This window comes from Streptomyces sp. NPDC050287 (assembly GCF_044459385.1).
In the GTDB taxonomy this organism is placed as follows: Bacteria; Actinomycetota; Actinomycetes; order Streptomycetales; family Streptomycetaceae; genus Streptomyces.
Genome location: NZ_JBITIY010000021.1, coordinates 52667 through 73950, shown reverse-complemented (window position 1 = coordinate 73950; position 21284 = coordinate 52667). Strand labels below are relative to the sequence as shown.

The 21284-nt window shown below is 70.2% G+C and carries 18 protein-coding genes, 1 tRNA gene and 1 other RNA gene; 15 read left to right on the top strand and 5 right to left on the bottom strand.

Annotated features, from left to right (window positions below):
* Positions 1 to 131: 131 nt before the first annotated feature.
* Positions 132 to 797 (bottom strand): response regulator, encoded by a 666-nt coding sequence (locus tag ACIBK3_RS42940; RefSeq protein WP_399373757.1) that lies wholly within the window; start codon positions 795 to 797, stop codon positions 132 to 134.
* Between the two features lie 32 nt (positions 798 to 829).
* Entirely contained in the window at positions 830 to 2020 is a 1191-nt protein-coding gene (locus tag ACIBK3_RS42935; protein WP_399373755.1) for a sensor histidine kinase, read from the bottom strand.
* Between the two features lie 876 nt (positions 2021 to 2896).
* Here ACIBK3_RS42935 and ACIBK3_RS42930 point away from each other — a divergent pair.
* Positions 2897 to 3301 (top strand): hypothetical protein, encoded by a 405-nt coding sequence (locus ACIBK3_RS42930; protein ID WP_399373753.1) that lies wholly within the window; start codon positions 2897 to 2899, stop codon positions 3299 to 3301.
* Positions 3302 to 3488: 187 nt separating this feature from the next.
* On the opposite strand, the gene ACIBK3_RS42925 is transcribed toward ACIBK3_RS42930, so the two are convergent.
* Both ACIBK3_RS42925 and ACIBK3_RS42920 read right to left on the bottom strand, forming a co-directional pair.
* Complete coding sequence (locus tag ACIBK3_RS42925) at positions 3489 to 3914, bottom strand: hypothetical protein (protein WP_399373751.1); 426 nt, start codon at positions 3912 to 3914, stop codon at positions 3489 to 3491.
* On the bottom strand, positions 3911 to 4189 hold the full coding sequence (locus tag ACIBK3_RS42920) for a CopG family transcriptional regulator (RefSeq protein WP_079661300.1): 279 nt from the start codon (positions 4187 to 4189) through the stop codon (positions 3911 to 3913). Before ACIBK3_RS42920 ends, ACIBK3_RS42925 begins: the two co-directional genes overlap by 4 nt.
* Before the next feature lie 234 nt (positions 4190 to 4423).
* On the opposite strand from ACIBK3_RS42920, the gene ACIBK3_RS42915 reads away from it, so the two are divergent.
* From ACIBK3_RS42915 to ACIBK3_RS42880, 8 genes are all read left to right on the top strand, one after another.
* On the top strand, positions 4424 to 5143 hold the full coding sequence (locus tag ACIBK3_RS42915) for a hypothetical protein (RefSeq protein WP_399373749.1): 720 nt from the start codon (positions 4424 to 4426) through the stop codon (positions 5141 to 5143).
* Positions 5140 to 5400, top strand: a complete 261-nt coding sequence (locus ACIBK3_RS42910) for a hypothetical protein (RefSeq protein ID WP_393844682.1) — start codon at positions 5140 to 5142, stop codon at positions 5398 to 5400. The genes ACIBK3_RS42915 and ACIBK3_RS42910 overlap by 4 nt, the downstream gene beginning before the upstream one ends.
* Positions 5401 to 5716: 316 nt before the next feature.
* Positions 5717 to 6277, top strand: coding sequence for a hypothetical protein (locus ACIBK3_RS42905; RefSeq protein WP_399373747.1), 561 nt, complete (start codon positions 5717 to 5719; stop codon positions 6275 to 6277).
* A 241-nt stretch (positions 6278 to 6518) separates the two neighbouring features.
* Positions 6519 to 6803, top strand: a complete 285-nt coding sequence (locus ACIBK3_RS42900; protein WP_030973973.1) for a hypothetical protein — start codon at positions 6519 to 6521, stop codon at positions 6801 to 6803.
* A complete protein-coding gene (locus tag ACIBK3_RS42895) occupies positions 6785 to 7198 on the top strand; it encodes a DNA-binding protein (protein WP_399373745.1) in 414 nt (137 codons plus the stop codon). Before ACIBK3_RS42900 ends, ACIBK3_RS42895 begins: the two co-directional genes overlap by 19 nt.
* Positions 7199 to 7637: 439 nt before the next feature.
* A complete protein-coding gene (locus ACIBK3_RS42890) occupies positions 7638 to 8165 on the top strand; it encodes a helicase-associated domain-containing protein (RefSeq protein ID WP_399373828.1) in 528 nt (175 codons plus the stop codon).
* A 309-nt stretch (positions 8166 to 8474) separates the two neighbouring features.
* Positions 8475 to 10442: a nitrate- and nitrite sensing domain-containing protein gene (locus ACIBK3_RS42885; RefSeq protein ID WP_399373743.1), complete on the top strand. Its 1968-nt coding sequence runs from the start codon at positions 8475 to 8477 to the stop codon at positions 10440 to 10442.
* 9 nt (positions 10443 to 10451) lie between these two features.
* Entirely contained in the window at positions 10452 to 10868 is a 417-nt protein-coding gene (locus ACIBK3_RS42880; RefSeq protein WP_399373741.1) for a roadblock/LC7 domain-containing protein, read from the top strand.
* A gap of 944 nt (positions 10869 to 11812) precedes the next feature.
* Here the strand turns inward: ACIBK3_RS42880 and ACIBK3_RS42875 are convergent.
* Positions 11813 to 11897: transfer RNA gene (locus tag ACIBK3_RS42875), tRNA-Ser, on the bottom strand.
* 71 nt (positions 11898 to 11968) lie between these two features.
* On the opposite strand from ACIBK3_RS42875, the gene ffs reads away from it, so the two are divergent.
* The 6 genes from ffs (at position 11969) to ACIBK3_RS42845 (ending at position 21284) form a co-directional block, all read left to right on the top strand.
* An RNA gene (gene ffs / locus ACIBK3_RS42870) (signal recognition particle sRNA small type) lies at positions 11969 to 12067 on the top strand.
* A gap of 69 nt (positions 12068 to 12136) precedes the next feature.
* Positions 12137 to 14689, top strand: coding sequence for a DNA polymerase III subunit gamma and tau (locus tag ACIBK3_RS42865; protein ID WP_399373739.1), 2553 nt, complete (start codon positions 12137 to 12139; stop codon positions 14687 to 14689).
* Positions 14690 to 14831: 142 nt separating this feature from the next.
* Positions 14832 to 16085 (top strand): phosphoribosylamine--glycine ligase, encoded by a 1254-nt coding sequence (gene purD / locus ACIBK3_RS42860; protein ID WP_399373737.1) that lies wholly within the window; start codon positions 14832 to 14834, stop codon positions 16083 to 16085.
* Positions 16086 to 16411: 326 nt separating this feature from the next.
* Entirely contained in the window at positions 16412 to 18364 is a 1953-nt protein-coding gene (locus ACIBK3_RS42855; RefSeq protein ID WP_399373827.1) for a hypothetical protein, read from the top strand.
* A gap of 383 nt (positions 18365 to 18747) precedes the next feature.
* Entirely contained in the window at positions 18748 to 20301 is a 1554-nt protein-coding gene (locus ACIBK3_RS42850) for a N,N-dimethylformamidase beta subunit family domain-containing protein (RefSeq protein ID WP_399373736.1), read from the top strand.
* A gap of 83 nt (positions 20302 to 20384) precedes the next feature.
* Positions 20385 to 21284: a phosphoribosylaminoimidazolesuccinocarboxamide synthase gene (locus tag ACIBK3_RS42845; RefSeq protein WP_399373734.1), complete on the top strand. Its 900-nt coding sequence runs from the start codon at positions 20385 to 20387 to the stop codon at positions 21282 to 21284.

Genomic DNA, 21284 nt, shown 5'->3' with positions numbered 1-21284 from the left:
TGGCATCGCGGCACATCGGCTCAGGATCTGGTCTTCGCGCCGCGCGGCTGCGACCGGGAGGGGAGGGCGTGACTACGACCGCAGTCGCAGGCCCGCCCTCAGTGCGCTGGTCAGGGCCCGCTGACGGGTGGTCAGTCGGCGGGGCTGGCGAGACCCGAGTCATAGGCGAAGATGACGGCCTGCACGCGGTCGCGCAGGCCCAGCTTGGTCAGGACCTTTCCGAAGTGGGTCTTCACGGTCGCCTCGGCGATGAACAGGCGGGAGGCGATCTCGCTGTTGGACAGGCCCTCGGCGACCAGGCCGAGCACGTCTCGTTCGCGCGTGGTCAGCAGGTCCAGCCGCTCGTCGTGGCGGGACGAGGGAGCCAGCTTGCCGGCGAACCTGTCCAGGAGTTGGCGGGTGACGCGCGGGGCCACCACGGACTCGCCGGCCGCCACGACGCGGATCGCCGTCACGACTTCCTCGGGCGGGGTGTTCTTCAACAGGAAGCCGCTCGCTCCGGCCTGCAGCGCGGCGAAGGCGTCCTCGTCAGTGTCGAACGTGGTGAGCACCAGCACGCGGGGCGCTCGGGGGAGTTGGCACAGTCGGCGCGTTGCCTCGACCCCGTCCATGACGGGCATGCGGATGTCCATGATGACGACGTCGGCGTCGGTGTCTGCCAGCAACTTCAGGGCGTCCGCGCCGTTTTCCGCCTCGCCCACGACCTCCATGTCGCGCTGCGCGGCCAGCACCATCGAGAATCCCGCCCGGATCAGTGGCTGGTCGTCCACCACGACCACCCGGATCATCCCGCTCATCTCATTCACCCCGTTCATCCCGTTCATCCCGTTCATCCCGTCGTTTTCACCGGCAGCTCCGCAGCGACCTGCCATCCCGCGCCCAGGCGCGGTCCGGCGGTGAAACTGCCGCCGGACACCTCCAGGCGCTCACGCATCCCTATGAGACCGTTCCCGCCGGTGCCCCGGTCCGCCGCGGGACTGGAGCCGGCCAGCTTGCCGGCTCCGTCGTCGACCACGCCGATCCGCACCACGTCCTTGTCGAACCGCAGGGTGATGGTGACCTCCGCGCTGGGACCGGCATGCCGCAGTACGTTGGTGAGACTCTCCTGGACGACCCGCAACACGGTCAGTTCGTCCGCCGTCGACAGCCCGTCCCGCTCACCCTCGGTCTCCACGGTCACCTTCAGTCCGGCGGCGCGGGCGCGCTCGGCCACCGTCTCCAGATCGTCCAGCGAGACCCGGCGGCGACCGGTTTCCGTATCCAGCGCCCCGTCCTGCCCGGGGGCCCGGCCGCCGCGCAGGACCCGCACGATCCGGTGCATGTCCTCCAGCGCGTCACGGCCGGTGTCGGCGACGGCCTTCAGCGCGGTCGCGGCTTTGTCGGCGTCCGTCCTGAGGACGTAGCCGGCGCCGTCGGCCTGCAGAATCATCACCGCCAGGCTGTGGGCGACCACATCGTGCAGCTCCCTGGCGATCTCCGCGCGCTCCTCGGCGGCCGCGAGCTGCACCAGGTGCTCACGCTCCCGTTCGGCTGTGGCGGCCCGGGCTTCCAGGCTGGCCACGTACAGCCGGCGCGTCCGCAGCACCATGGCGGTCAGCCATATGGCCGCACAGACACCGCCGACCGCGACGATGTCGATCAAGCTCTCGCTCGCCGACCTGCCGAACGGGACCATCCCGCCGAAAAGCGCCGCGATGCCCAGCACCACGCCCGCGCCGGCTGCGTAGGCGTGCCACATCGTCCGGGTGTGGGTGACCACGGAAACCATCGCGACGAGCAACGCCACGTCGTACGCGGCCAAGTCGTGCGTCACCACGTACTGGATCAGCGTAAGTCCCCAGACCACGCACATCACCGGCATCGGCCGATGCCGCCGCAACAGCAGCGCCAAGGCCATCATGCAGCCGATGAGAAGGTCGTACGCCTCGTCGTAGCGCGAGGTCACCAATGCCACCGTCACCGCGATCGACACGTCGTAGACGGTGTGTATCCGCGGCAGGGCCATCAAGCGGCGCAACATGGCCGCCAGGCTACGACAACCGCTCCGCGGGGCCGGACCACCTGCTGCCCGCGCGGACACGCCGAGAAGGCCACTGTTGGACGCAGATGCCTGGTTGGTACCGGGCATCTACTGCGGACGCGCATGCCTGGCTCGCGTCCAAGCTGAGCAGGCACAGCCAGGGCGTGACGGTGTCGGGGCTCACGATTTCGGGGCCTTCAGCTTGGGAAGCTGAGGTGATCTGAGGCTCGCTGTGTGGCTGACCTGCTGCGAAAGTGCGTCGCTGACCGGTGGCACGTCCGTTGCTTCCCCGGTGTTCCCCCTGGTTCCCGGCACGATCTGGCACGCGTGTGGCACGACTGCTTCCTTGTGGCAGGCCCCTTGGGGGCCAGGCGCTTGGAAGATGCGGGCACGCCCTGGTGGGTCGGGCCGTCGGTGTTTCGCCAGTGTCGTGCTGGGCTGTCGAGTGCCGCTGCCGTCCGTCGTGGTTGCCGTCAGCGTTGCCGTCACTGCTAACGGAAGCGACGTGACGGCGGGCCTGGCACGCCGATCTTCTGATGTTCCTCGACTTGCCTCCGCCAATTGGCACCGATGCCGGTTTTCGACGCGGCGTCTCTGACACGGGCGAGAGCCGCCGACGACTGTCGGCACCTGTCGACGCCGACCACCTTCGGACGGTCCGCAGACGGCCCGAATCCGAGTCTGTGCCCTCGCCGAGGAGACCACGCAGCCCTACTGAAGTGACAGAGCGATTCGCTGGATTGACGGTCTATGGATGCAGGGGTGGCCGGTTTGGTGGGTGCTTTGGGGGGCGGCGTCCTGGGTGCCATCGGCGCTTGGGGAGCGGGCCTAATCGCACTTCGCAGGGCCAGGTATCAGGCAGATGCTCAAGTCACGATGACCCATGATCAGTGGCTTCGGCAGATTCGCCGGGAGGCGTACTCGAAGTTTCTGGAGGCGGCCGACAAGATGCAACCTCTACTCCTGGTCGAGGTAACTGGCGGCGTCATCATAGGAGATGAGTTACGCGATGCTGGCACATGGTCGACGGCTCGGCAGGTCTTGGACGAGTTCATTAGTGCCAAAGCCACGCTTTTGCTTGAGGCCCCGGTGGAGGTCAGGGAAGCCGCGTACCGTCTCCATGAGCCGATAGCTGATCTCTTCGGGCGAATCATGGGGCTCGCCCCCAGCGAAGTGAGCGCCGAGGCTATCGGCCGGTACAACGACTACATTGCAGCACTGTCCGATGTGCGGGAGCTCTGCCGTAAGTCTCTTCAAGGAAGGGGCGGGCCGGGCTTCTGACCTGCGGACTTGTTGACGATCAACGCTGCGACCCGCGACTTAGCTGTCGGTGGTTGTCGGCGTTGGTTGTCGTCGGGCTTCCTCGGACGGCCCCGGGACGGCCCGATCCGTCAGGGAAGCGCCTCTCAGGTGACGGACGGCGCTGGACGGGGGTGAATGAGACCAGAACCGAGACCAGGGCGCCGGGTCATACCTGCTTGACGACGATGGTGTCCGGGAGGAGCTTCTCCAGGTCGTCCACGTCCGAGGTGAAGACGGTGACCTGGCCCTTCTGCTGGCGTGCGATGACAGTGAGCACGGCGTCGATGGCGTACTTGTGGCCGTGCAGCTTGGCGTCAGCCAGGAGGCGCCGGGCCTGGCGGGCCTCGTCCTTACCGATGTCGGCGACCTTGAGTCGGGAGAGCACCCAGTCCCAGCGCTGCTCGGTGGTTCTGCCGTCGTACGCCTCCACCAGGGTCATGGGCGACGTGACCACTTCGGCTTCGCCTCGTGCTGCGAGATCGAGCCAGGCGATCATCTTCCGGTCGCCACGCACGGCCAGGGACAGGGCTTCGCAGTCGAGTACGAAGGCGCGCAGTGGCCGCTGCCCGTGCTCACCGGCTCGCTTGGTCACGCGGCCTCTCCGGCGTTGTGTCCTCCGGCGGTGAGGCGACGCTCGTGCTCGGCGTCGAGATCTTCCAGCTCCGAGAGTGCTGCCGCGCGCTCGTCCTCGGTGACCGCGCCGTGTTCCTCCTGCAGCCAGTCGACCAGTTCCAGCAGTCGGTCCCGATCGCGCTTGAATCGCAATGCTTCGGCGACGTACGCCGAAAGTCCCCGCTCAGCCGCCTCGGCGCGGATCTCGTCCAGGAGATCTTCGGGGATCGTCACCGTCACTTTCTTGGTCGCCATACAAGTCACCATACTCTTGGTGTGAATGCCCCGACCAGATTGCCGTGACCCGTAGGGCAAGGAGGCCAATGGCCAATCCGTGAGCCCTGCCCATGCGTGATCGCCGACTCCTACCGCTTCACTCGGCCACCGCGTGCCGTTCACTCTCATCAGCGCATGCTGCGTCGGATGAGGATGGCTGTCCTTCGCGGTGGTCAGCCTCCTGCCGTTGACGGAACGACAGGAGGAGAGTCCATGTCCCTGCTGCCTTCGACAGACGTCTTCAGGTCGATCGAGCTAAAGGTTCCGCAGCTGCTCGGTGGACAGTTGGTCTGTCCACATGTACCCGGGGAGAGATGTTCGGTCGGCGAGCACCTCACGCTCTCGGAGGCGAAGGAAGCGGCGGCACGGGATGCCGCTGATGCTGCTGTTCGGGATGCGCTGTGGCGGTGCGTGGGGCGCGATGCCCGAAGCGACGTGCCGAACTTGGCCCAGCGTGGCCAGTTGCTCGCGTTGTACTTCATCATCCCCTACCTGCGGAAGTCGGCCGCGAGAGTTTCACGGAGGCTCTGCGTCGATGTCGCAGAGGTGAGGTCAGCCATGCTCGTCGGCGCCTTGTACGGGCTGGCACTGGCCGCTGAAGCCGACGACGTCCGTGATCAGGTCATCCGGGCTGCCAATGCCGCCGGCTGGGCGGTGGAGCGGTCTGATCCGGCCGAGCGTACGACGGATCCGCACAGCCTTGTCGACCGTGCGAGCCTCCTTGACGACGACTACTCGCCCATCCGCAACGAGTCGGACATCCAGGCCGTCGGTGAGGTGGACTCTTTGCTGGGGGAGCGCATCAGCGGCGAACGCATGGGCGCTACCTTGCACCGCCTCGGGCTCTTGGCCGCATTCCTCGCCTCGGGTTCGGGGCAGGTGCCCGGGGGCGAGCCCTACGAACTCGACGGACTGCGGAAGGAAGCCGAGTGAACCCGAGCGCAAGGCGGCTGTCGCAGTGGCTGGGCGAGCCAATGCCCCTCCGCAAGGTGGCAGATCTCCTTGGGGTCGACGCAGCGAAGGCGTGCGGACTGGTGAGGGCGGGCCGCTTCCCCTGCCGTGTCACGAAGGAGAAGGGGAAGTACGTAGTCCTTCCCGCCGATGTGTTGGTGGCCATGGGACTCGATGATCCGATCGTGCGGATCGTCGACCTGCTGGCCGGAGCCGAGTTCGCGAGGAGATGGGACTGAGGGCCGGCCGCCGCCGGGCCGAGTGCGACATCGGAGGGCAGGCCGCGTGAACGTCCCACCCTCCGCGGTGACGCCGGCATGGAACGGGTTGGTGGGGCGCATGTGGATGGTCGGTGCGCTGCTGATCCGCCGAGCGGCTCCGCGTCGGCGGCTTCGGTCGCACGAAAGCCCAGGCCATGCCTGGTGATACCGGGTGGCTCCGAACCGCCGGGAGCCGGATGGTTCTGCGGTTCTCCCTTCCCTACAGGGAGGGAACCGCCTGATCCGTTCCCCACTGCACCGAATCGGGTCCGACGAGAAGCGAAGGAGCAAGATCATGTACGACTGTGAGGGATGCGGACGGTCCCGGCAGGGGTTGTTCTTCGGCTCCGGGATCGGACAAGCGGAGTGGTGGTGCTGGCGCTGCCAGAGTACCGATCAGAAGGAACTGATCAGCTCTCTGGATGACCACGCCCGGGGCGTGCTCAACCGTGACGCCGACGGCGTGCACTGGCCCTACGGCCCGAACATCTACGTCCAGATGCGCGCGGACCTGTTGGACTGGGCGGACCGGCACGACCTCAAGAGTGGCAACACGGGGTGTTCGTCCGGACTCCACTGGCTCGACAGGGGCCGCTGCGCCAAGAGGGAATGCCAAGGCAGGCCGGGGTTCTACGACCACACGACCACGTGGCTTTCGCGGACCACCGGCAGGCCCGCTCTGGTGTTCAATCAGCCGTACAGGCAGGTGGACCCGGCCGAGGTTTGGGATTACATCAGCGAGTACCCGTCTCTCACGGCCGAGGTCGGGCCGGAGAGTTGGTACGGCGCAGGTACCAGCGGTGTCTACATCTGGAATGACGGCAACCGTTCCGTGGCTGTTCGGCCGCCCCGTTAACCGCGCATCGAAGGGTTCCACCTCGCGGTGGGCCGCTCCGGAACCGTGCCCGGTGAGGCACTGGCGGAGGATACGAGATTCGAACTCGTGAGGGGGGGAGCGGACTGTTCAGCGGCTTCCGGACACAGCTGAACGTAGGTGAATGAGACCAGAACTGAGACCACGAGGTGACGGGGGCTCGCGTCGTTCGCGGGGTACTGCACCCAGGTCGAATTCCTACTTGTTTGATAATGTCGGTCCCATGAGCGAGATTCCTTACAGCGTCGGCGAAGGGCCAGCCACCAGGGTCAGCCTCTCCCTCCCCGAGGGGACGGCGGAGGCGATCCGCCGACGGGTCGGCAAGCGTGAGTTCTCCGCGTTCATCACCGAAGCGGTGGAGCGCGAGCTGCGCGGTCAGATCCTGGACGAGTACCTGGCCGACTACGAACGCCGCCAGGGGCCGATCTCCGAGCACGAGCAGGAGCGGGCACGCCGGGTCTTCGACGAGGTGTTCGCCGAGGAGGGGCAGTGGCCCGCCGCAAGCTGAGCCACGAAGGCACCCTCGTTCTCGACTGCGAGGGCCTGTCGAAGTTTGTCAGCGATCACGAGCCCGTCGTCGCCCTCATCGCCGAAGCCCGCAAGCGAGGCATGGAGGTGGTCATCAGCGCACTCACCATCATCGAAGCGGTGCATCGCCGGACCGACAAGGCGCGGCTCGCCTGGGTCCTGTCCGGCGTGCGGATCGTGCACATCGGCGACGAGGAGGCCAAGGCCGCCTCAGCCATGCTGATCAACGCTGGGTTGCATGGTCACAAATACGCCATCGACGCTGCCGTGGCCGAGACGGCGCTGCGCCAGCGCCGCCCGGTCGTCGTGCTCACCTCGGACATCGACGACATGACGAAGCTCTGCGGCGACAGAGTGCGCCTCGTCGCCGTGTAGTCGACGTCCAGGATCGGAACGCCGGGGACGGAAGGTCGGCCCGTACGACCTTGTCCGAGCGCGGCGGGGCCGGTGGAACAGTCGGTAGCACCCAGGGCAGCAGCCGCGTATTGGCCTCGTCCCGCGCGAAACGGCCGGGGCGAATTCCGTGGCGGACCGAAGTCCGAGCCACACAAGCATGGCGTGGTGTTCCTAACGCCGCCACGCTCGGCCTCATCGACATCGAGTACGTCCCCCCGGCGGGCGCCCGCGACGACTACCGGGACAACTGGGGCGGCGACTACCTCGACCAGCTCAGCCGCTACGACGGCCTGTCCGCACTCCGCCTCAATCCCCTGGGCGCCCACGCCGTCGGCCTCACGGGCGACTACGCCCCTGCCCAGGCCCCGCCTCGGCCGTCCCGACGGGCAGGGTCACGGTCCTGGCGAACTTGGACATCGTGGCCCTCGACGGGCTGCCCTCCGCCGACACACTCCTCCTGGACGCCTTCTCCGACCGGAAAACCGACCGGGTCTGGACGCTCACCCCCGCTTCTCTTCTGCACGCCCTCGACCGCGGGCACACCCTCGACGAGCTCCGTGCCTACCTGAACCAGGCTGCCTCGCACCCCGTGCCCCAGACCGTCACCACCCTGCTCGACGACACCGGCCGCCGCACCGGCCGACTCCGCGATACAGGGCAGGCCCATCTCATCGAGAGCGCGGACGAGGCGCTGGCAGCCCTCATCATCAGCGACCGCCGCCTGCGCGTGCTGTGTACCCGCATCGGTGAGCTCCACCTCGCGGTCTCCCCCCGACCGTCTGCCGGCGTTTCGCAAGGCCGCCCTGGCTCTGGGCTACCCGCTGGCCTGATGGCACGAGGAGAGCCGCCTCGGGGCATCTCGGGCCGGGCGGGGCGCACTCGATGCGTGACCGCTGATCACCGGCAGAGGGCGCGTTCGCCGCATGCCTGTGGCAAAGGGCCCTGACCGCAGGCGCGGCGAGCGGCCTCATGAGCTCCTCGGCTGTGGTGGAAGGCCCTCCGACTTCGCGGCGCCCAAGACCAGCGGCCTGCCCACCCTGGCCAAGGGACTGTGGGCACGGTGACCCCCGAGCGCGGGGCACCTGCGCCGCCCGCGCGCCCGCTACCGAAAGGCCGGGCATACAACGATTCATGCACCCAATGGAGTAATACGGTGATACGGCTGAAGCCGATACGTTACGCGACAGAAACCCTGCTAAAGGGGCGGATCGCTAATGTCTGACCGTTGATGAGGCCGACGAGGCGGGAGTCGCAAATGAGGTTCTCCGTCCGAGGCCGTTGGGCGCAGACCATGGGCAACGCATTCGGCTGGCGCACCATCCGTGGACGCATGGCGCTCATCCTCGCCGTACCGACCTGCCTGCTGCTGGTGATGGTCGGCGTGGCCGTCAACAACCAGCTCCATGCGTACCAGGACGCGCGTGACACCAGGTCGCAGGTCGGGGTGAGCGTGCGCATCCAGGCTCTGGTGCACAACCTGCAGACAGAGCGCATCCTCACCTACGGCCTGCTCGCCGGCGAAAACAGCTACCGCGCACAGCTCACCGGCAAGCGCGAGCAGGTCGACGACTTCCGCCGTCAGCTGCGTGACGAGCCGCTCGCGGCCGGCGCGATGAGCCGCTTCGGGAAGTTCGACTCGATCCGCACCGACGTGGACTCAGGCACGGCCGACCGCAAGAAGACCCAGACCTATTACACCGACGTGATCGGCGCGCTCAATGCCGCCGACCCCGCCGCGGACAAGGCCACCCGCGGCGACCGGCTGTTGCGCGACGACCTGGCCGCCCTCCAGGCGCTCGCCGAGGCGAAGGAAGCCCAAAGCCAGGAAGGCAGCCTGCTCGCCGGCGTTCTGGCCACAGGTTCCTTCAAGGGGTCGAGCTTCCTCGACTTCGTCGAAGCGCGGGCTACGCGCCGGTCCGCAATGGGCCGCTTCTTCAAGCTCGCCACTCCGTCCCAGCGCGACGACGTGACGAAGATCTTCTCCTCGCCCGTGATCCAGCGCCTCGACAGCCTCGAGAACGCGGTCCTCAAGGCCCACGACGGGTCACGGCTGCACGCCGACCCGGCAGCGTTCGCCCGCGACGGGAGCCGCGTTGACGCCACCCTGCATCGGGCGCAGCAGCGGATCGACACCGACGTACAGGCCCGCGCCAAAACTCTCAGCGACGACGCCGCCACCGCCCTGGCCGGCTACATCGCCCTCGGCGTGCTGATGGCCGCCGCCCTGGTCGCCGCCGCGATCCTCGCCGGCCGCGCCATCACCAGGCCCCTCGACGCGCTCGCCCGCGAGGCCGACGACGTCGCCCAGCGCCGCCTGCCCGACACCGTGGCGCGCATCCAGGCCGGCGAACTCGTGCCACCCGAGGAGGACCGGGGGCTGCCCAGCAGCGCACAGGAGATCACGAGGGCCGTCTCCGCCCTGCACAACGTCGAGCGAACCGCCGTCGGACTCGCCGCCGAGCAGGCCGTGCTGCGCCGCAACACCACCGAGTCCCTCGCCAGCCTCGGCCGCCGCAACCAGGGGCTCGTCCGCCGACAGTTGAGCCTCATCACCGCCCTCGAACAGCAGGAGCTCGACCCCGAGGCGCTCGCCGAGCTCTTCGAACTCGACCACCTCGCGACCCGTATGCGGCGCAACGCGGAGAGCCTGCTCGTCCTCGTCGACGAACGCAGCCCCCAGACCAGCAGCGTGACCGCCAGCAGCCTCGAACTCGTACAGTCCGCCATGGGCGAGGTCGAACAGTACCGACGGGTGACCCCGGCCGAGATCGAGCCCCGCCGGATCAGCGGCCGCGCCGTCGCCGAACTCTCCCATCTGCTGGCCGAACTGGTCGAGAACGCCCTCACCTTCTCCCCGCCCGACCAGCCCGTGGACGTCCACGGCTGGGGGGACGGCAACGAGTACTGCATCGCCGTCGTCGACCACGGCGTCGGCATGTCCCCCGAGGATCTCGACCGCGCCAACGCCCGTATCGCCGGGGAGGAGGCGTTCCTCGTGGCCCCCACCCGGTATCTCGGCCACTACGTCGTCGGCCGCCTCGCCCGCCGCCTCGGCGTCGAGGTCCTGCTCTCGGACACTCCCGGCGGGGGCGTGTCCGCTCTCGTCACCCTCCCCGCCCGGATCCTCGCCCCCGACGAGGCCCCGCCGCCGGACCGGCGGACGTACGTCTCCTCCATGCTCAACGGCTTCCGGGCGGGCGTCGCGCGCGCCGAGGCCAGATAGGAACCACCCGTGACCTCCGCGCACCAGAACTTCGCCTGGCTCGTCTCCGACTTCGTCCGCACCGCCGACGGCGTCACCCACGCGGTCGCCGTCTCCTCCGACGGCCTCCTCATAGCGGCCTCCGAAGGCCTCACCTGCGATCGTGCCGACCACCTCTCCGCCGTGGTGTCCGGCATCGCGTCCCTCACTCAGAACGCCGCCACGACTCACGGCTTCCGCGGCATGAAGCTCGTCATGATCGAAATGTTCGACGGGTTCATGATGGTCAACCAGATGCGCGACGGCTCCTGCCTCGGTGTCCTCGCCGAGGAGGGCTGCGACATCGGCCTGGTCGGCTACGAGATGGCCGTCCTCTCCGATCGCGGCGGCGCGCTCCTCACCCCTCAGCTCGTCGGCGAACTCCGGCAGGCGCCCGGGAGGCGCTGACCAAGAGGGAGTTACGCGCTTCCACCGCCGTCTCCCGCCGCCACAAGGCTGCTTGTGCATGCCGCGAGGAATCCTCACCGCTCCAGATGGGCCAACACCGCCAGCACCCGCCGATTGCCCCGCTCCGTCGGTGTCGGCCCCAGCTTCTGGAAGATGTCGCCGGTGTGCTTGTTGACCGCCTTCTCCCTGATGAAGAAGGGTGATCCTCGTGCCCTGCCGTGTCGGGAGCTGTGCGGCTGCGGTCGACAGTCCGTGGCGGGCCTGCACGCAGCCGTTGCAAGGCGGTGCTCCGGCGAGAGCGGGAAGTGCCTTGTTGTCCTCGTCGCGCGCCCGGGTGGGGGTGAGCGGCAGGTTCCGCCATGCCTGAAGCAGTACGGCGAACTGCTCCGGGGGTTCCTGTTCCGCCCAGGCGTCGTACGCCTCGGTGGGCGCCACGCGGTCGCCGTCCCGGCCCAGGAGCCCGGCAGCGTACGCGGTTTCGCGAGTGAGGCGTACGACGGCGTCGTCGGCCTGGGCGGCCTTGCCGATCCGGCCGATTTCACGCGCACCGATTTCCTGGATCAGGAGTCCCCGTTCCAGTGCCCACCGGGCGCCCGGTGCGAGGCCGGGGCTCGGATGCCCGAACATGATGAACTGCGCGGGCTCCCCCGGCGCGGCCTCCGCTCGGCGTTCGAGCAGTTCCCGGGCCGCCGCAGGGGCCTTGGCGACCACTGAGGTGGGCCGCCGCCGCTCTCGGGTGCCCGACGTGGGAGCAAGGGCCGTGCTTCGGGTACGGCCGGCTGACGCGCAGGTACGGGCGGTACGCGGCCATGTCGTACTGCAGGGTGTGCCGGGCCGTCCTCAACGGGGGTTATCCGGGAACTGCAACCAAAACTGCAACCACGGAACGACGAGGTCCCGACCGCTGAACGGTCGGGACCTTCGTTTGCCCAGGTGGGCGGCTGCGGAGGATACGAGATTCGAACTCGTGAGGGGTTGCCCCCAACACGCTTTCCAAGCGTGCGCCCTAGGCCTCTAGGCGAATCCTCCGCCGCAAACAATACAAGACGTTGAGGAGTGCTCGCGAACTCGTTCCCCCCGCTCAGATCCTGTAGCCTTGGCGCAGCCCCTCACGCGGCGCTATCTGACTGAACTCCCCCAGGGCCGGAAGGCAGCAAGGGTAGGTTGGCTCTGGCGGGTGCGTGGGGGGCGCTTGCGTTGGCGGGTGCTGGGGGAGGGTGACCGGCGGGCGGGGCCCGATGTCAGTGGGCGCCTATAACCTCGTAAGCGTGTCGTCTCTCGCGTTGTACCGCCGCTATCGCCCGGAGTCGTTCGCCGAGGTCATCGGGCAGGAGCATGTCACTGACCCGCTGCAGCAGGCGCTGCGGAACAACCGGGTCAATCACGCGTACCTGTTCAGCGGTCCGCGTGGGTGCGGGAAGACGACCAGTGCGCGGATTCTGGCCAGGTGCCTGAACTGCGAGCAGGGACCCACGCCCACCCCTTGCGGTGAGTGCCAGTCCTGCCGCGACCTGGCGCGGAACGGTCCGGGGTCCATCGACGTCATCGAGATCGACGCCGCCTCGCACGGCGGTGTGGACGACGCGCGCGACCTCAGGGAGAAGGCCTTCTTCGGGCCGGCCGGCAGCCGGTACAAGATCTACATCATCGACGAGGCCCACATGGTCACGTCGGCGGGCTTCAACGCGCTCCTCAAGGTCGTCGAGGAGCCCCCGGAGCACCTCAAGTTCATCTTCGCCACCACCGAGCCCGAGAAGGTCATCGGGACCATCCGGTCGCGGACCCATCACTATCCGTTCCGGCTGGTGCCGCCCGGGACGCTTCGGGACTACCTCGCCGAGGTCTGCGGGCGCGAGAACATCCCTGTCGAGGACGGTGTGCTCCCGCTCGTCGTGCGCGCGGGCGCGGGGTCCGTGCGTGACTCCATGTCCGTCATGGACCAGCTGCTCTCGGGGGCGGGAGCGGATGGTGTGACGTACGCCATGGCGACCTCCCTGCTGGGATACACCGACGGCTCGCTCCTCGACTCCGTCGTCGAGGCCTTCGCCACCGGTGACGGTGCCGCCGCCTTCGAGGTGGTCGACCGCGTCATCGAGGGCGGCAATGACCCCCGGCGGTTCGTGGCCGACCTGCTGGAGCGGCTGCGGGACCTGGTGATCCTCGCCGCCGTGCCGGACGCCGCGGAGAAGGGGCTCATCGACGCCCCCGTCGACGTCGTCGAGCGGATGCAGGCCCAGGCCGGCACCTTCGGCGCCGCCGAACTCAGCCGCGCCGCCGACCTCGTCAACCAGGGCCTGACCGACATGCGGGGCGCCAACTCGCCCCGTCTCCAACTGGAGCTCATCTGCGCGCGCGTGCTGCTGCCCGCCGCCTACGGCGACGAACGCTCGGTCATGGCCCGTCTCGACCGTATCGAGCGGGGCGTGAACTTCTCCGCTGGTGGGGGCGCGCCCGCGATGGGCTACGTGCCGGGGCCGGAGGCGCATGGGGGAGCGGGCGCGGGAGCGGTGGGCGCGCCGGTTCAACCGGTTCCGCCCGGCAGTGGGCCCGCTGCGGCTCGGGCCGCCGTACGGGCTGCGGGTGCGCCGGGAGGCGGCGGTACGGCGGCCGGGGCGGGGGCTTCGGGTGCCGTGGCGCCGGTGGGACATTCGGCGGCTTCGGGACAGGGGCCGGCCTCTGGCTACGGCGCGGCTCCGGGGCACGGTGGCGGCACCGACCAGGCTGTCGCGGGCGCTCCTGGGGCTCCGGGCGCCGGGACGGGTGTCGGCGCGGGCCCGGCTGCGGGCGCTGATCCGCGCGCGTCCAGCGGCTCACCCGCGTCCACCGGTTCACCCGGGTACGGCGATTCACCTGGGTATGGCGATAGGCCCGCGTACGGCGATACGCCGCCCGCGGCGCCCGCCGGTTCATCCGGCAACGCTTCGGCCCCCGGCCACCCCGGCGGCGCACCGTCCCCGGCGCCCGAGCAGTCCCGCCCCCAAGGGGCGCCGGCTGCCCCGGCCCCGGGTGCCTGGCCCACCACAGCCCAGGCGGGCGGCGCCCGACGGCCGGGCGGCTGGCCCACCGCGGCCCCCGCGGGCGGCGGCCGACCCACACCGGCCGCGGGCCCACCCGCCTCCGCCTCCGCAGGCACGCCCCCACCGGCGCAGGCCTCGCCACCCGCGCCCGCATCCACGGCCCCGGCCGCCTACACCCCCTCGGCCGGAGGCCCGGACCCCCGCACGCTGTGGCCGAACATCCTGGAGGCGGTCAAGAACAGGCGCCGTTTCACCTGGATCCTGCTCAGCCAGAACGCCCAGGTGACCGGCTTCGACGGCACCACCCTCCAGCTCGGCTTCATAAACGCCGGCGCCCGCGACAACTTCGCGGGCAGCGGCAGCGAGGAGGTACTGCGGCAGGCGCTGGCCGAGCAGTTCAACGTGCAGTGGAAGATCGAGGCGATCGTCGACCCGTCGGGCGGCGGCACCGCAGCCCCGGCCGGCGGCACTCCCGGCTTCAACGGCGGCGGTGGCACCGGTTACGGCGCGGGCGGCGGCGGTGGGTACTCCGGCGCCGGTGGCGGTACGGCGCCACAGCGCCCGGCGTACCCGCAGTCGGCCCCCGCTGCACCCACCTCGCCCTCGTCCTCCTCGTCCCCGGCTCGCTCGGCGACTCCTGCCCCCGCCCCCCGGCCGGCCGCCCCCGAACCGCCCCCGGTCTCCCCCGAGGACGACATCCCCGCGGACGACGATCCCGACCTGGACGAGTCGGCCCTCTCCGGCCACGAACTCATCGTCCGGGAGCTGGGAGCGACGGTGGTGGAGGAGTTCACCAACGAGTAAGACGAGCACCACAAGCCCATAACCACAAGCACCACGAGTGACCCGGCCTCGGGTAGCAGAGGGGCCCTCTTGGAGGAACCCACAACCCGCCCACCCCCACCCCTTCGGAACCCCGCACAAAAACCCCGTTAGGCTGGCCCGCGTGAAGGTCCTCGTCATCGGTACCGGCGCCCGCGAACACGCCCTGTGCCGCTCCCTGTCCCTCGATCCCGACGTCACCGCGCTGCACTGCGCCCCCGGCAACGCCGGCATCGCCGAGGTCGCCGAGCTGCACCAGGTCGACGCCCTGGACGGCGCGGCCGTCTCCGCGCTGGCCGTGGAACTCGGCGCCGACCTGGTGGTCGTAGGCCCGGAGGCGCCGCTCGTCGCCGGGGTCGCCGACGCCGTCCGCGGGGCGGGCATCCCCGTCTTCGGCCCCTCCAAGGAGGCCGCGCAGCTGGAGGGCTCGAAGGCCTTCGCCAAGGACGTCATGGCGGCGGCGGAGGTCCCCACCGCCCGCTCATACGTCTGTACGACCCCGGAAGAGGTCGAGCGAGCTCTCGACGCCTTCGGTGCGCCGTACGTCGTGAAGGACGACGGTCTCGCCGCCGGCAAGGGCGTCGTGGTGACCGGTGACCTCGAGGCGGCGAAGGCGCACGCCAACGCCTGCGAGCGCGTGGTCATCGAGGAGTTCCTGGACGGCCCTGAGGTCTCCCTGTTCGCCATCACCGACGGCGTGACGGTCGTCCCCCTACAGCCCGCCCAGGACTTCAAGCGCGCCCTCGACGGCGACGAGGGCCCGAACACGGGCGGCATGGGCGCCTACTCCCCGCTGCCCTGGGCCGACCCGAAACTGGTCGACGAGGTCATGGAGACCGTGCTCCAGCCGACCGTCGACGAGATGCGCCGCCGCGGTACCCCCTTCTCCGGCCTGCTCTACGCCGGTCTCGCGATCACCTCCCGCGGCGTCCGGGTCATCGAGTTCAACGCCCGCTTCGGCGACCCGGAGACGCAGGTCGTCCTGGCCCGTCTGAAGACCCCGCTGGCCGGCATCCTGATGGCCGCAGCCACCAGCAACCTCGCCGACCTGCCGCCCCTGCGCTGGAGCGACGAGGCCGCGGTCACCGTGGTCATCGCCTCGCACAACTACCCCGGCACCCCGCGCACCGGCGACCCGATCACGGGCCTGGACGAGGTGGCCGCCGAGGACGCCCCGCACGCGTACGTCCTGCACGCGGGTACCAGGCAGGAAGGCGACGCCGTCGTCAGCGCGGGCGGCCGCGTGCTGTCCGTGACGGCGAGCGGCAAGGACCTCTCCGAAGCCCGTGACCGCGCGTACCGGGCCGTCGGCCGCATTCTTCTCGACGGTTCCCAGCACCGTACGGACATCGCGGCGAAGGTGGCGTCCGGAACCTGAGAACACCGCTGGGACCCCGGACGAAACCCCGGGGCAAACTCCCGGCGCCGATAAACCCCACAGGCCCCGAATCCGTCTCAGGATTCGGGGCCTGATCCTTGCTTTCCGTCATCCACCTTTCCCCAAAGCCATTCCATCGAGTGACCGATACCCCATCCGGCTGACGGGGCCCCAGGCCCCAACTAGGGTGCGGCGCAAGCTTTCCGGCACTTGGCCCACCGGCATTGCGATGTCAGTGGTGGGTGCCACAGTGGGGGAGTGAGCAACGCCAGGAGAGCCAGGCAGCCCGGACAGCAGGGAGGGGGTGTGGCCCGGTCGTGACCGTGATGGGTGTGGAGGCAGGCGCGCAGGCCGCGCGGCACCGGGCACTCGCCGTGCTGCGCATCCGCGGCCGGGCGCTGGCCGTCGCGCTGCTGCCCGCGGCCGTCGCCGTGGTGCTGCTGGCGGGCGGCGTCACGCACCACCTCGTGGGGCCGGGCTGGGACGCGGCCCGGTGGGTGGCGGCGGTGGCCGCCGTCCTGGTCCTGCTCGCCGCGGGCACCATCGCCCTGGTCGTCTCCCGCGCCCGTCCCGCCGTCAGCCCGACGGTCCCGATCGCCGAGGAGTCGGCACCCGACCTGTACCGCATGGTGCGCGACCTCGCCGAGCGGCTCGACGTGCCCGCCCCCTCCGCCATAGCGCTCACCCCCGACTGCGACAGCTGGCTCGAGGACCGCACCCACCCGGCCCACGGCCCGCCCCCGCAGGACGACCAGGACGAGATAGCGGGTGTCCACAGCGCCCACCGCCGGGCCGTGGCCGCTCCCGTGCTGGTCATCGGCTCCCCGTTCCTGTGGTGGATGCGCGTCGGCGAACTCCGCGCGGTCCTCGCCCCGGTCGTCGCCGGTACGGGACCTTCGGCGCAGCCCGACATAGCGGCGGCCCGCCGTTTCGTACGGGGCCTGGACGCGGCCGTGGCCGTGGCCTCCGCCTCCGGCCGCGACCCGGTGACCCGCACGGTGCTCGTGGGTATCGGATGGGTCGCCCGGCTCCTGCTGCGCAGCTGCCGAGGCCATGCCGCGGAGATGGAGCGCGGGGTGGCGGTCGCGGCGGCCGAGCGTGCACAGGCTGTGGACTACGGGCTGCGGATCGTCGCCCAGGAGCAGGTGGGCCTCGCGTACGCGGGCTGGGACCGGCTGCTGACCAAGGTCGCGCTGCCCGCCTGGCGCATGGGCCGCTGGCCCTCCCGTCTGGACGCGGGCGTCGTCGCGGCGCTGACCGAGCTGTCCCGCCGGGACCGGCTGGCCGAGGGCTTCGCCTCCAGGCTGGGCGAGCGCCCCGCCTGCGACCTGCTGGAAGAGCCCGGCACGGTGGACGAGGCGGCCTCGCTCCTCGCCGCGCGCCTCTTCCACGGAGTCCCGGCGGAGTCCGGTCCTGACTGGTCGCCGGTGGGCTGGCAGGAATATCCGGACGAGGTCGTCGACCGCAAGTGGCGCACGGACGCCGCCCGCCTGCACCGTGTCCTCGACACCCTGGGCGTCCGCCGCTCCCCCGAGCCCGCGTCCCCGGCCCCCGCCGCCCCCACTCTGGCCCGGGTCATCGACCACCTGACCGACCCCAGCCCCCCCACCACCGGCACACCGACCGCGCCCATCGAGGCCGACCTCCTCGACCCGCCCGTCCCGGATTGCCCAGCCTCCCCTCATGACCCGGCGGCTCCCCGCCATCCGGCGGCCCGCCACGACCAGGACGTCCCCCACGATCAGGACGTCCCCCACGATCAGGCGGCCCCCCATCAGGACGCCTCCCACCACCAGAACAGCCCTCACGACAAGGACGACGACCCCCACGACAAGGACGACCCCCGCCACCTCCCCCGCGGCAGTGACCGCAGTGCCGCACTCGCCGCTCGGCTCAGTGCGGAGCTCGCCCGCGAGGAGGAGGCGGCGGCCGCCCCGCGGGGGGATGCTGCCCAGCCCGTCCCCGGACAGGGCAGCCCCGACACGGCGCTCTGGGACGACGGCACGCTGCCGCTCTTCCCCCTGCAACCGCCCCGGACCGGACGGGAACTGCTCGCCGAGCACGTCACCGCGATGGTGTGCTGCGCCGCGATCGACAACGCGGGTGCGACCCCGGGCCTCGACTGGCTGGACGGCCCGTCGCTCATGATCAACGGCGAACGGACGACCGACCTGGCCTCCCGCGTCCTCAGCCTCGTCGAGGACGGCGATCCGACGCCCCTGCAGGTCTGGCTGATCGAATCAGGCATACGCCCGGAAAAACCGGTTCGCCTGGCCTGACGGGTCGCATCACGGCACGCCGGTCCGCGTCTCATCCGCCTCCGTCCCCATCTCCGTGATCGGATCCCCTGATTCCATTTTCGGCCCATTCGCAACGAATAGTGACAGTGCGCGTGCGTAATGTGATGTGCTGGGACCGATCGCGCGCAGGCAAGGGCTCGCGACATACGACAGACGCACGACCGACAACCACGACTCACGACCACGACTCACGGCTGACGACTCACGACCCAGGCCACCACCCACGCGGCAGGCGCACAGCACACGCAGACACGCAAGCCACAGAGACACGCAGCCACACAAGGCCCGCAAGGCACACAGGCCCGCAAGACGCACAGATACGCACGAAACGCACAACGGGGGAACCAGGGAGGGGAGAGTCCATGGGTTCGGGACCGGGACCGCAGCAGATCCGCCGCTGGGAGTCGGGAGCACTCGCGCACGCCGTGACGGATCCCTTCGGCCAGGGCCCCGTGCCCTGGCTCCGCGGCAACGTGACGTACTTCGACGACACCGGCCAGGTCGTCCCCTGGTACGTGGACCCAAGTTCGCAGCAGTCCACCGGCGAGAGTGTCACGGCGCACCCCCGCGTTCCCGCCCCCCGCGCCGCCGGAGGCCCTCGCGCCGCCGAGGGCCCCCGCGCGAGTGGAGGCCCCCGCTCCGCCGACGACGTGCACCGTCAGATCAAGGGCTTCACCTCCACCGGCGCGGTCGCCCCCGGCGAGGCCGTCGACTTCCATGTCACCGTCGACCCGCCGCAGGAATTCGCCGTCGACATCTACCGCATCGGCCACTACGGCGGTGACGGCGCCGCCAAGATCACCACCAGCCCCCGGCTGTCCGGCATCGTCCAGCCGCAGCCGCTCACCGCCGACCGCACGGTCTCCTGTCACCACTGGTGGCTGTCCTGGCGCCTGCAGATCCCGAGCTACTGGAGCGTCGGGGCGTACGTCGCCGTCCTCACCACCGTCGACGGCTACCGCTCCCACGTCCCGTTCACCGTCCGCCACGACCACCCGGCGGACCTGCTCCTCCTGCTGCCCGACGTGACCTGGCAGGCGTACAACCTCTATCCGGAGGACGGCCGCACCGGCGCCAGCCTCTACCACGCCTGGGACGAGAACGGCCGGCTGCTCGGCGAGTCCGACGCGGCGACGACGGTCTCCTTCGACCGCCCGTACGCGGGCGCCGGTCTTCCCCTCCATGTCGGCCACGCCTACGACTTCATCCGCTTCGCCGAGCGCTACGGCTACGACCTCGCCTACGCCGACGCCCGCGACCTGCACGCCGGTCACATCGACCCCACCCGCTACCGCGGTCTGGTCTTCCCCGGCCACGACGAGTACTGGTCGGCGAACATGCGCCGCACCGCCGAGCGGGCCCGTGACCACGGCACCTCCCTCGTCTTCCTCTCCGCCAACACCATGTACTGGCAGGTGGAGCTGGGGCCGTCCCCGTCCGGCGTCCCCGACCGTCTGCTCACCTGCCGCAAGCGCAAAGGGCCCGGGAAACCCGTGTTGTGGCGGGAGATCGACGGCGCCGAGCAGCAGGTGGTCGGCATCCAGTACGCCGGCCACGTCCCCGAACCGAGCCCTCTGATCGTCCGCAACGCCGACCACTGGCTGTGGGAGGCGACCGGCGCGCACGAGGGTGACGAGATCGAGGGCCTGGTCGCGGGCGAGGCCGACCGCTACTTCCCGCGTGCCCCGTTGCCCGAGCACGACGAGCGCATCCTGCTCGCGCACTCCCCGTACACCGACTCCGGGGGCGTCCTCCGCCACCAGGAGACCTCTCTCTACCGCACCCCATCCGGCGCCCTGGTCTTCGCGTCCGGGACGTTCGCCTGGTCCCCGTTCCTGGACCGCCCGGGCCACGTCGACCCCCGTGTCCAGCGTGCCACCGCGAACCTCCTGGACCGCATCTGCAAACGTGACTGAGCTCCGTCGGCACACCCCCGTCCCAGTGTGTTCCTCCGCGTACGGGAGAATCGACCCATTGGACAGAACCACGGGGAGGAACCGTGTCCGGATTCGTCGAAAAGCCCGAACCGCTTCAGGTTCCGGGTCTGGTGCATCTGCACACCGGCAAGGTGCGCGACCTGTACCAGAACGAGGCGGGCGACCTCGTGATGGTCGCCAGTGACCGCCTCTCCGCCTTCGACTGGGTGCTGCCCAGCGAGATCCCCGACAAGGGCCGCGTCCTCACCCAGCTCTCCCTGTGGTGGTTCGACCAGCTCGCCGACCTTGTCCCCGACCATGTCCTGAGCACCGAACTGCCGGCCGGCGCGCCCGCCGACTGGGAGGGCCGCACCCTCGTCTGCAAGTCGCTCCAGATGGTCCCGGTGGAGTGTGTGGCCCGCGGCTACCTCGCCGGCTCCGGCCTGCTCGAGTACAACGAGTCCCGCACGGTCTGCGGCCTCGCCCTCCCCGACGGCCTGGTCGACGGCTCGGAACTGCCCGCTCCGATCTTCACCCCCGCCACCAAGGCCGCGGTCGGCGAGCACGACGAGAACGTCTCCTACGAGGAGGTCGCCCGGCAGGTCGGCGCCGACACCGCCGCGCAGTTGCGGCAGGCGACCCTGGCCGTGTACTCACGGGGCCGGGACATCGCCCGTGACCGGGGGATCATCCTCGCGGACACCAAGTTCGAGTTCGGCTTCGACGGCGGGACGCTCGTCCTCGCCGACGAGGTCCTCACCCCGGACTCCTCCCGCTTCTGGCCGGCCGACCAGTGGGAGCCGGGCCGCGCGCAGCCGTCGTACGACAAGCAGTACGTCCGCGACTGGCTGACCTCGCCGGAGTCAGGCTGGGACCGCAGGAGCGAGCAGCCCCCGCCGCCGCTGCCCGAGCAGGTGGTGGCGGCGACCCGCGCCCGGTACGTGGAGGCGTTCGAGCGCCTGACCGGCACGAGCTGGAGCTAG

What these genes read in the sequence shown, in the direction of transcription:
- ACIBK3_RS42940 (WP_399373757.1), bottom strand. Translation starts at nt 797, where the DNA reads ATGAGCGGGATGATCCGGGTGGTCGTGGTGGACGACCAGCCACTGATC.
- ACIBK3_RS42935 (WP_399373755.1), bottom strand. Translation starts at nt 2,020, where the DNA reads ATGTTGCGCCGCTTGATGGCCCTGCCGCGGATACACACCGTCTACGAC.
- ACIBK3_RS42930 (WP_399373753.1), top strand. Translation starts at nt 2,897, where the DNA reads ATGACCCATGATCAGTGGCTTCGGCAGATTCGCCGGGAGGCGTACTCG.
- ACIBK3_RS42920 (WP_079661300.1), bottom strand. Translation starts at nt 4,189, where the DNA reads ATGGCGACCAAGAAAGTGACGGTGACGATCCCCGAAGATCTCCTGGAC.
- ACIBK3_RS42915 (WP_399373749.1), top strand. Translation starts at nt 4,424, where the DNA reads ATGTCCCTGCTGCCTTCGACAGACGTCTTCAGGTCGATCGAGCTAAAG.
- ACIBK3_RS42905 (WP_399373747.1), top strand. Translation starts at nt 5,717, where the DNA reads ATGTACGACTGTGAGGGATGCGGACGGTCCCGGCAGGGGTTGTTCTTC.
- ACIBK3_RS42900 (WP_030973973.1), top strand. Translation starts at nt 6,519, where the DNA reads ATGAGCGAGATTCCTTACAGCGTCGGCGAAGGGCCAGCCACCAGGGTC.
- ACIBK3_RS42885 (WP_399373743.1), top strand. Translation starts at nt 8,475, where the DNA reads ATGAGGTTCTCCGTCCGAGGCCGTTGGGCGCAGACCATGGGCAACGCA.
- ACIBK3_RS42855 (WP_399373827.1), top strand. Translation starts at nt 16,412, where the DNA reads ATGGGTGTGGAGGCAGGCGCGCAGGCCGCGCGGCACCGGGCACTCGCC.
- ACIBK3_RS42850 (WP_399373736.1), top strand. Translation starts at nt 18,748, where the DNA reads ATGGGTTCGGGACCGGGACCGCAGCAGATCCGCCGCTGGGAGTCGGGA.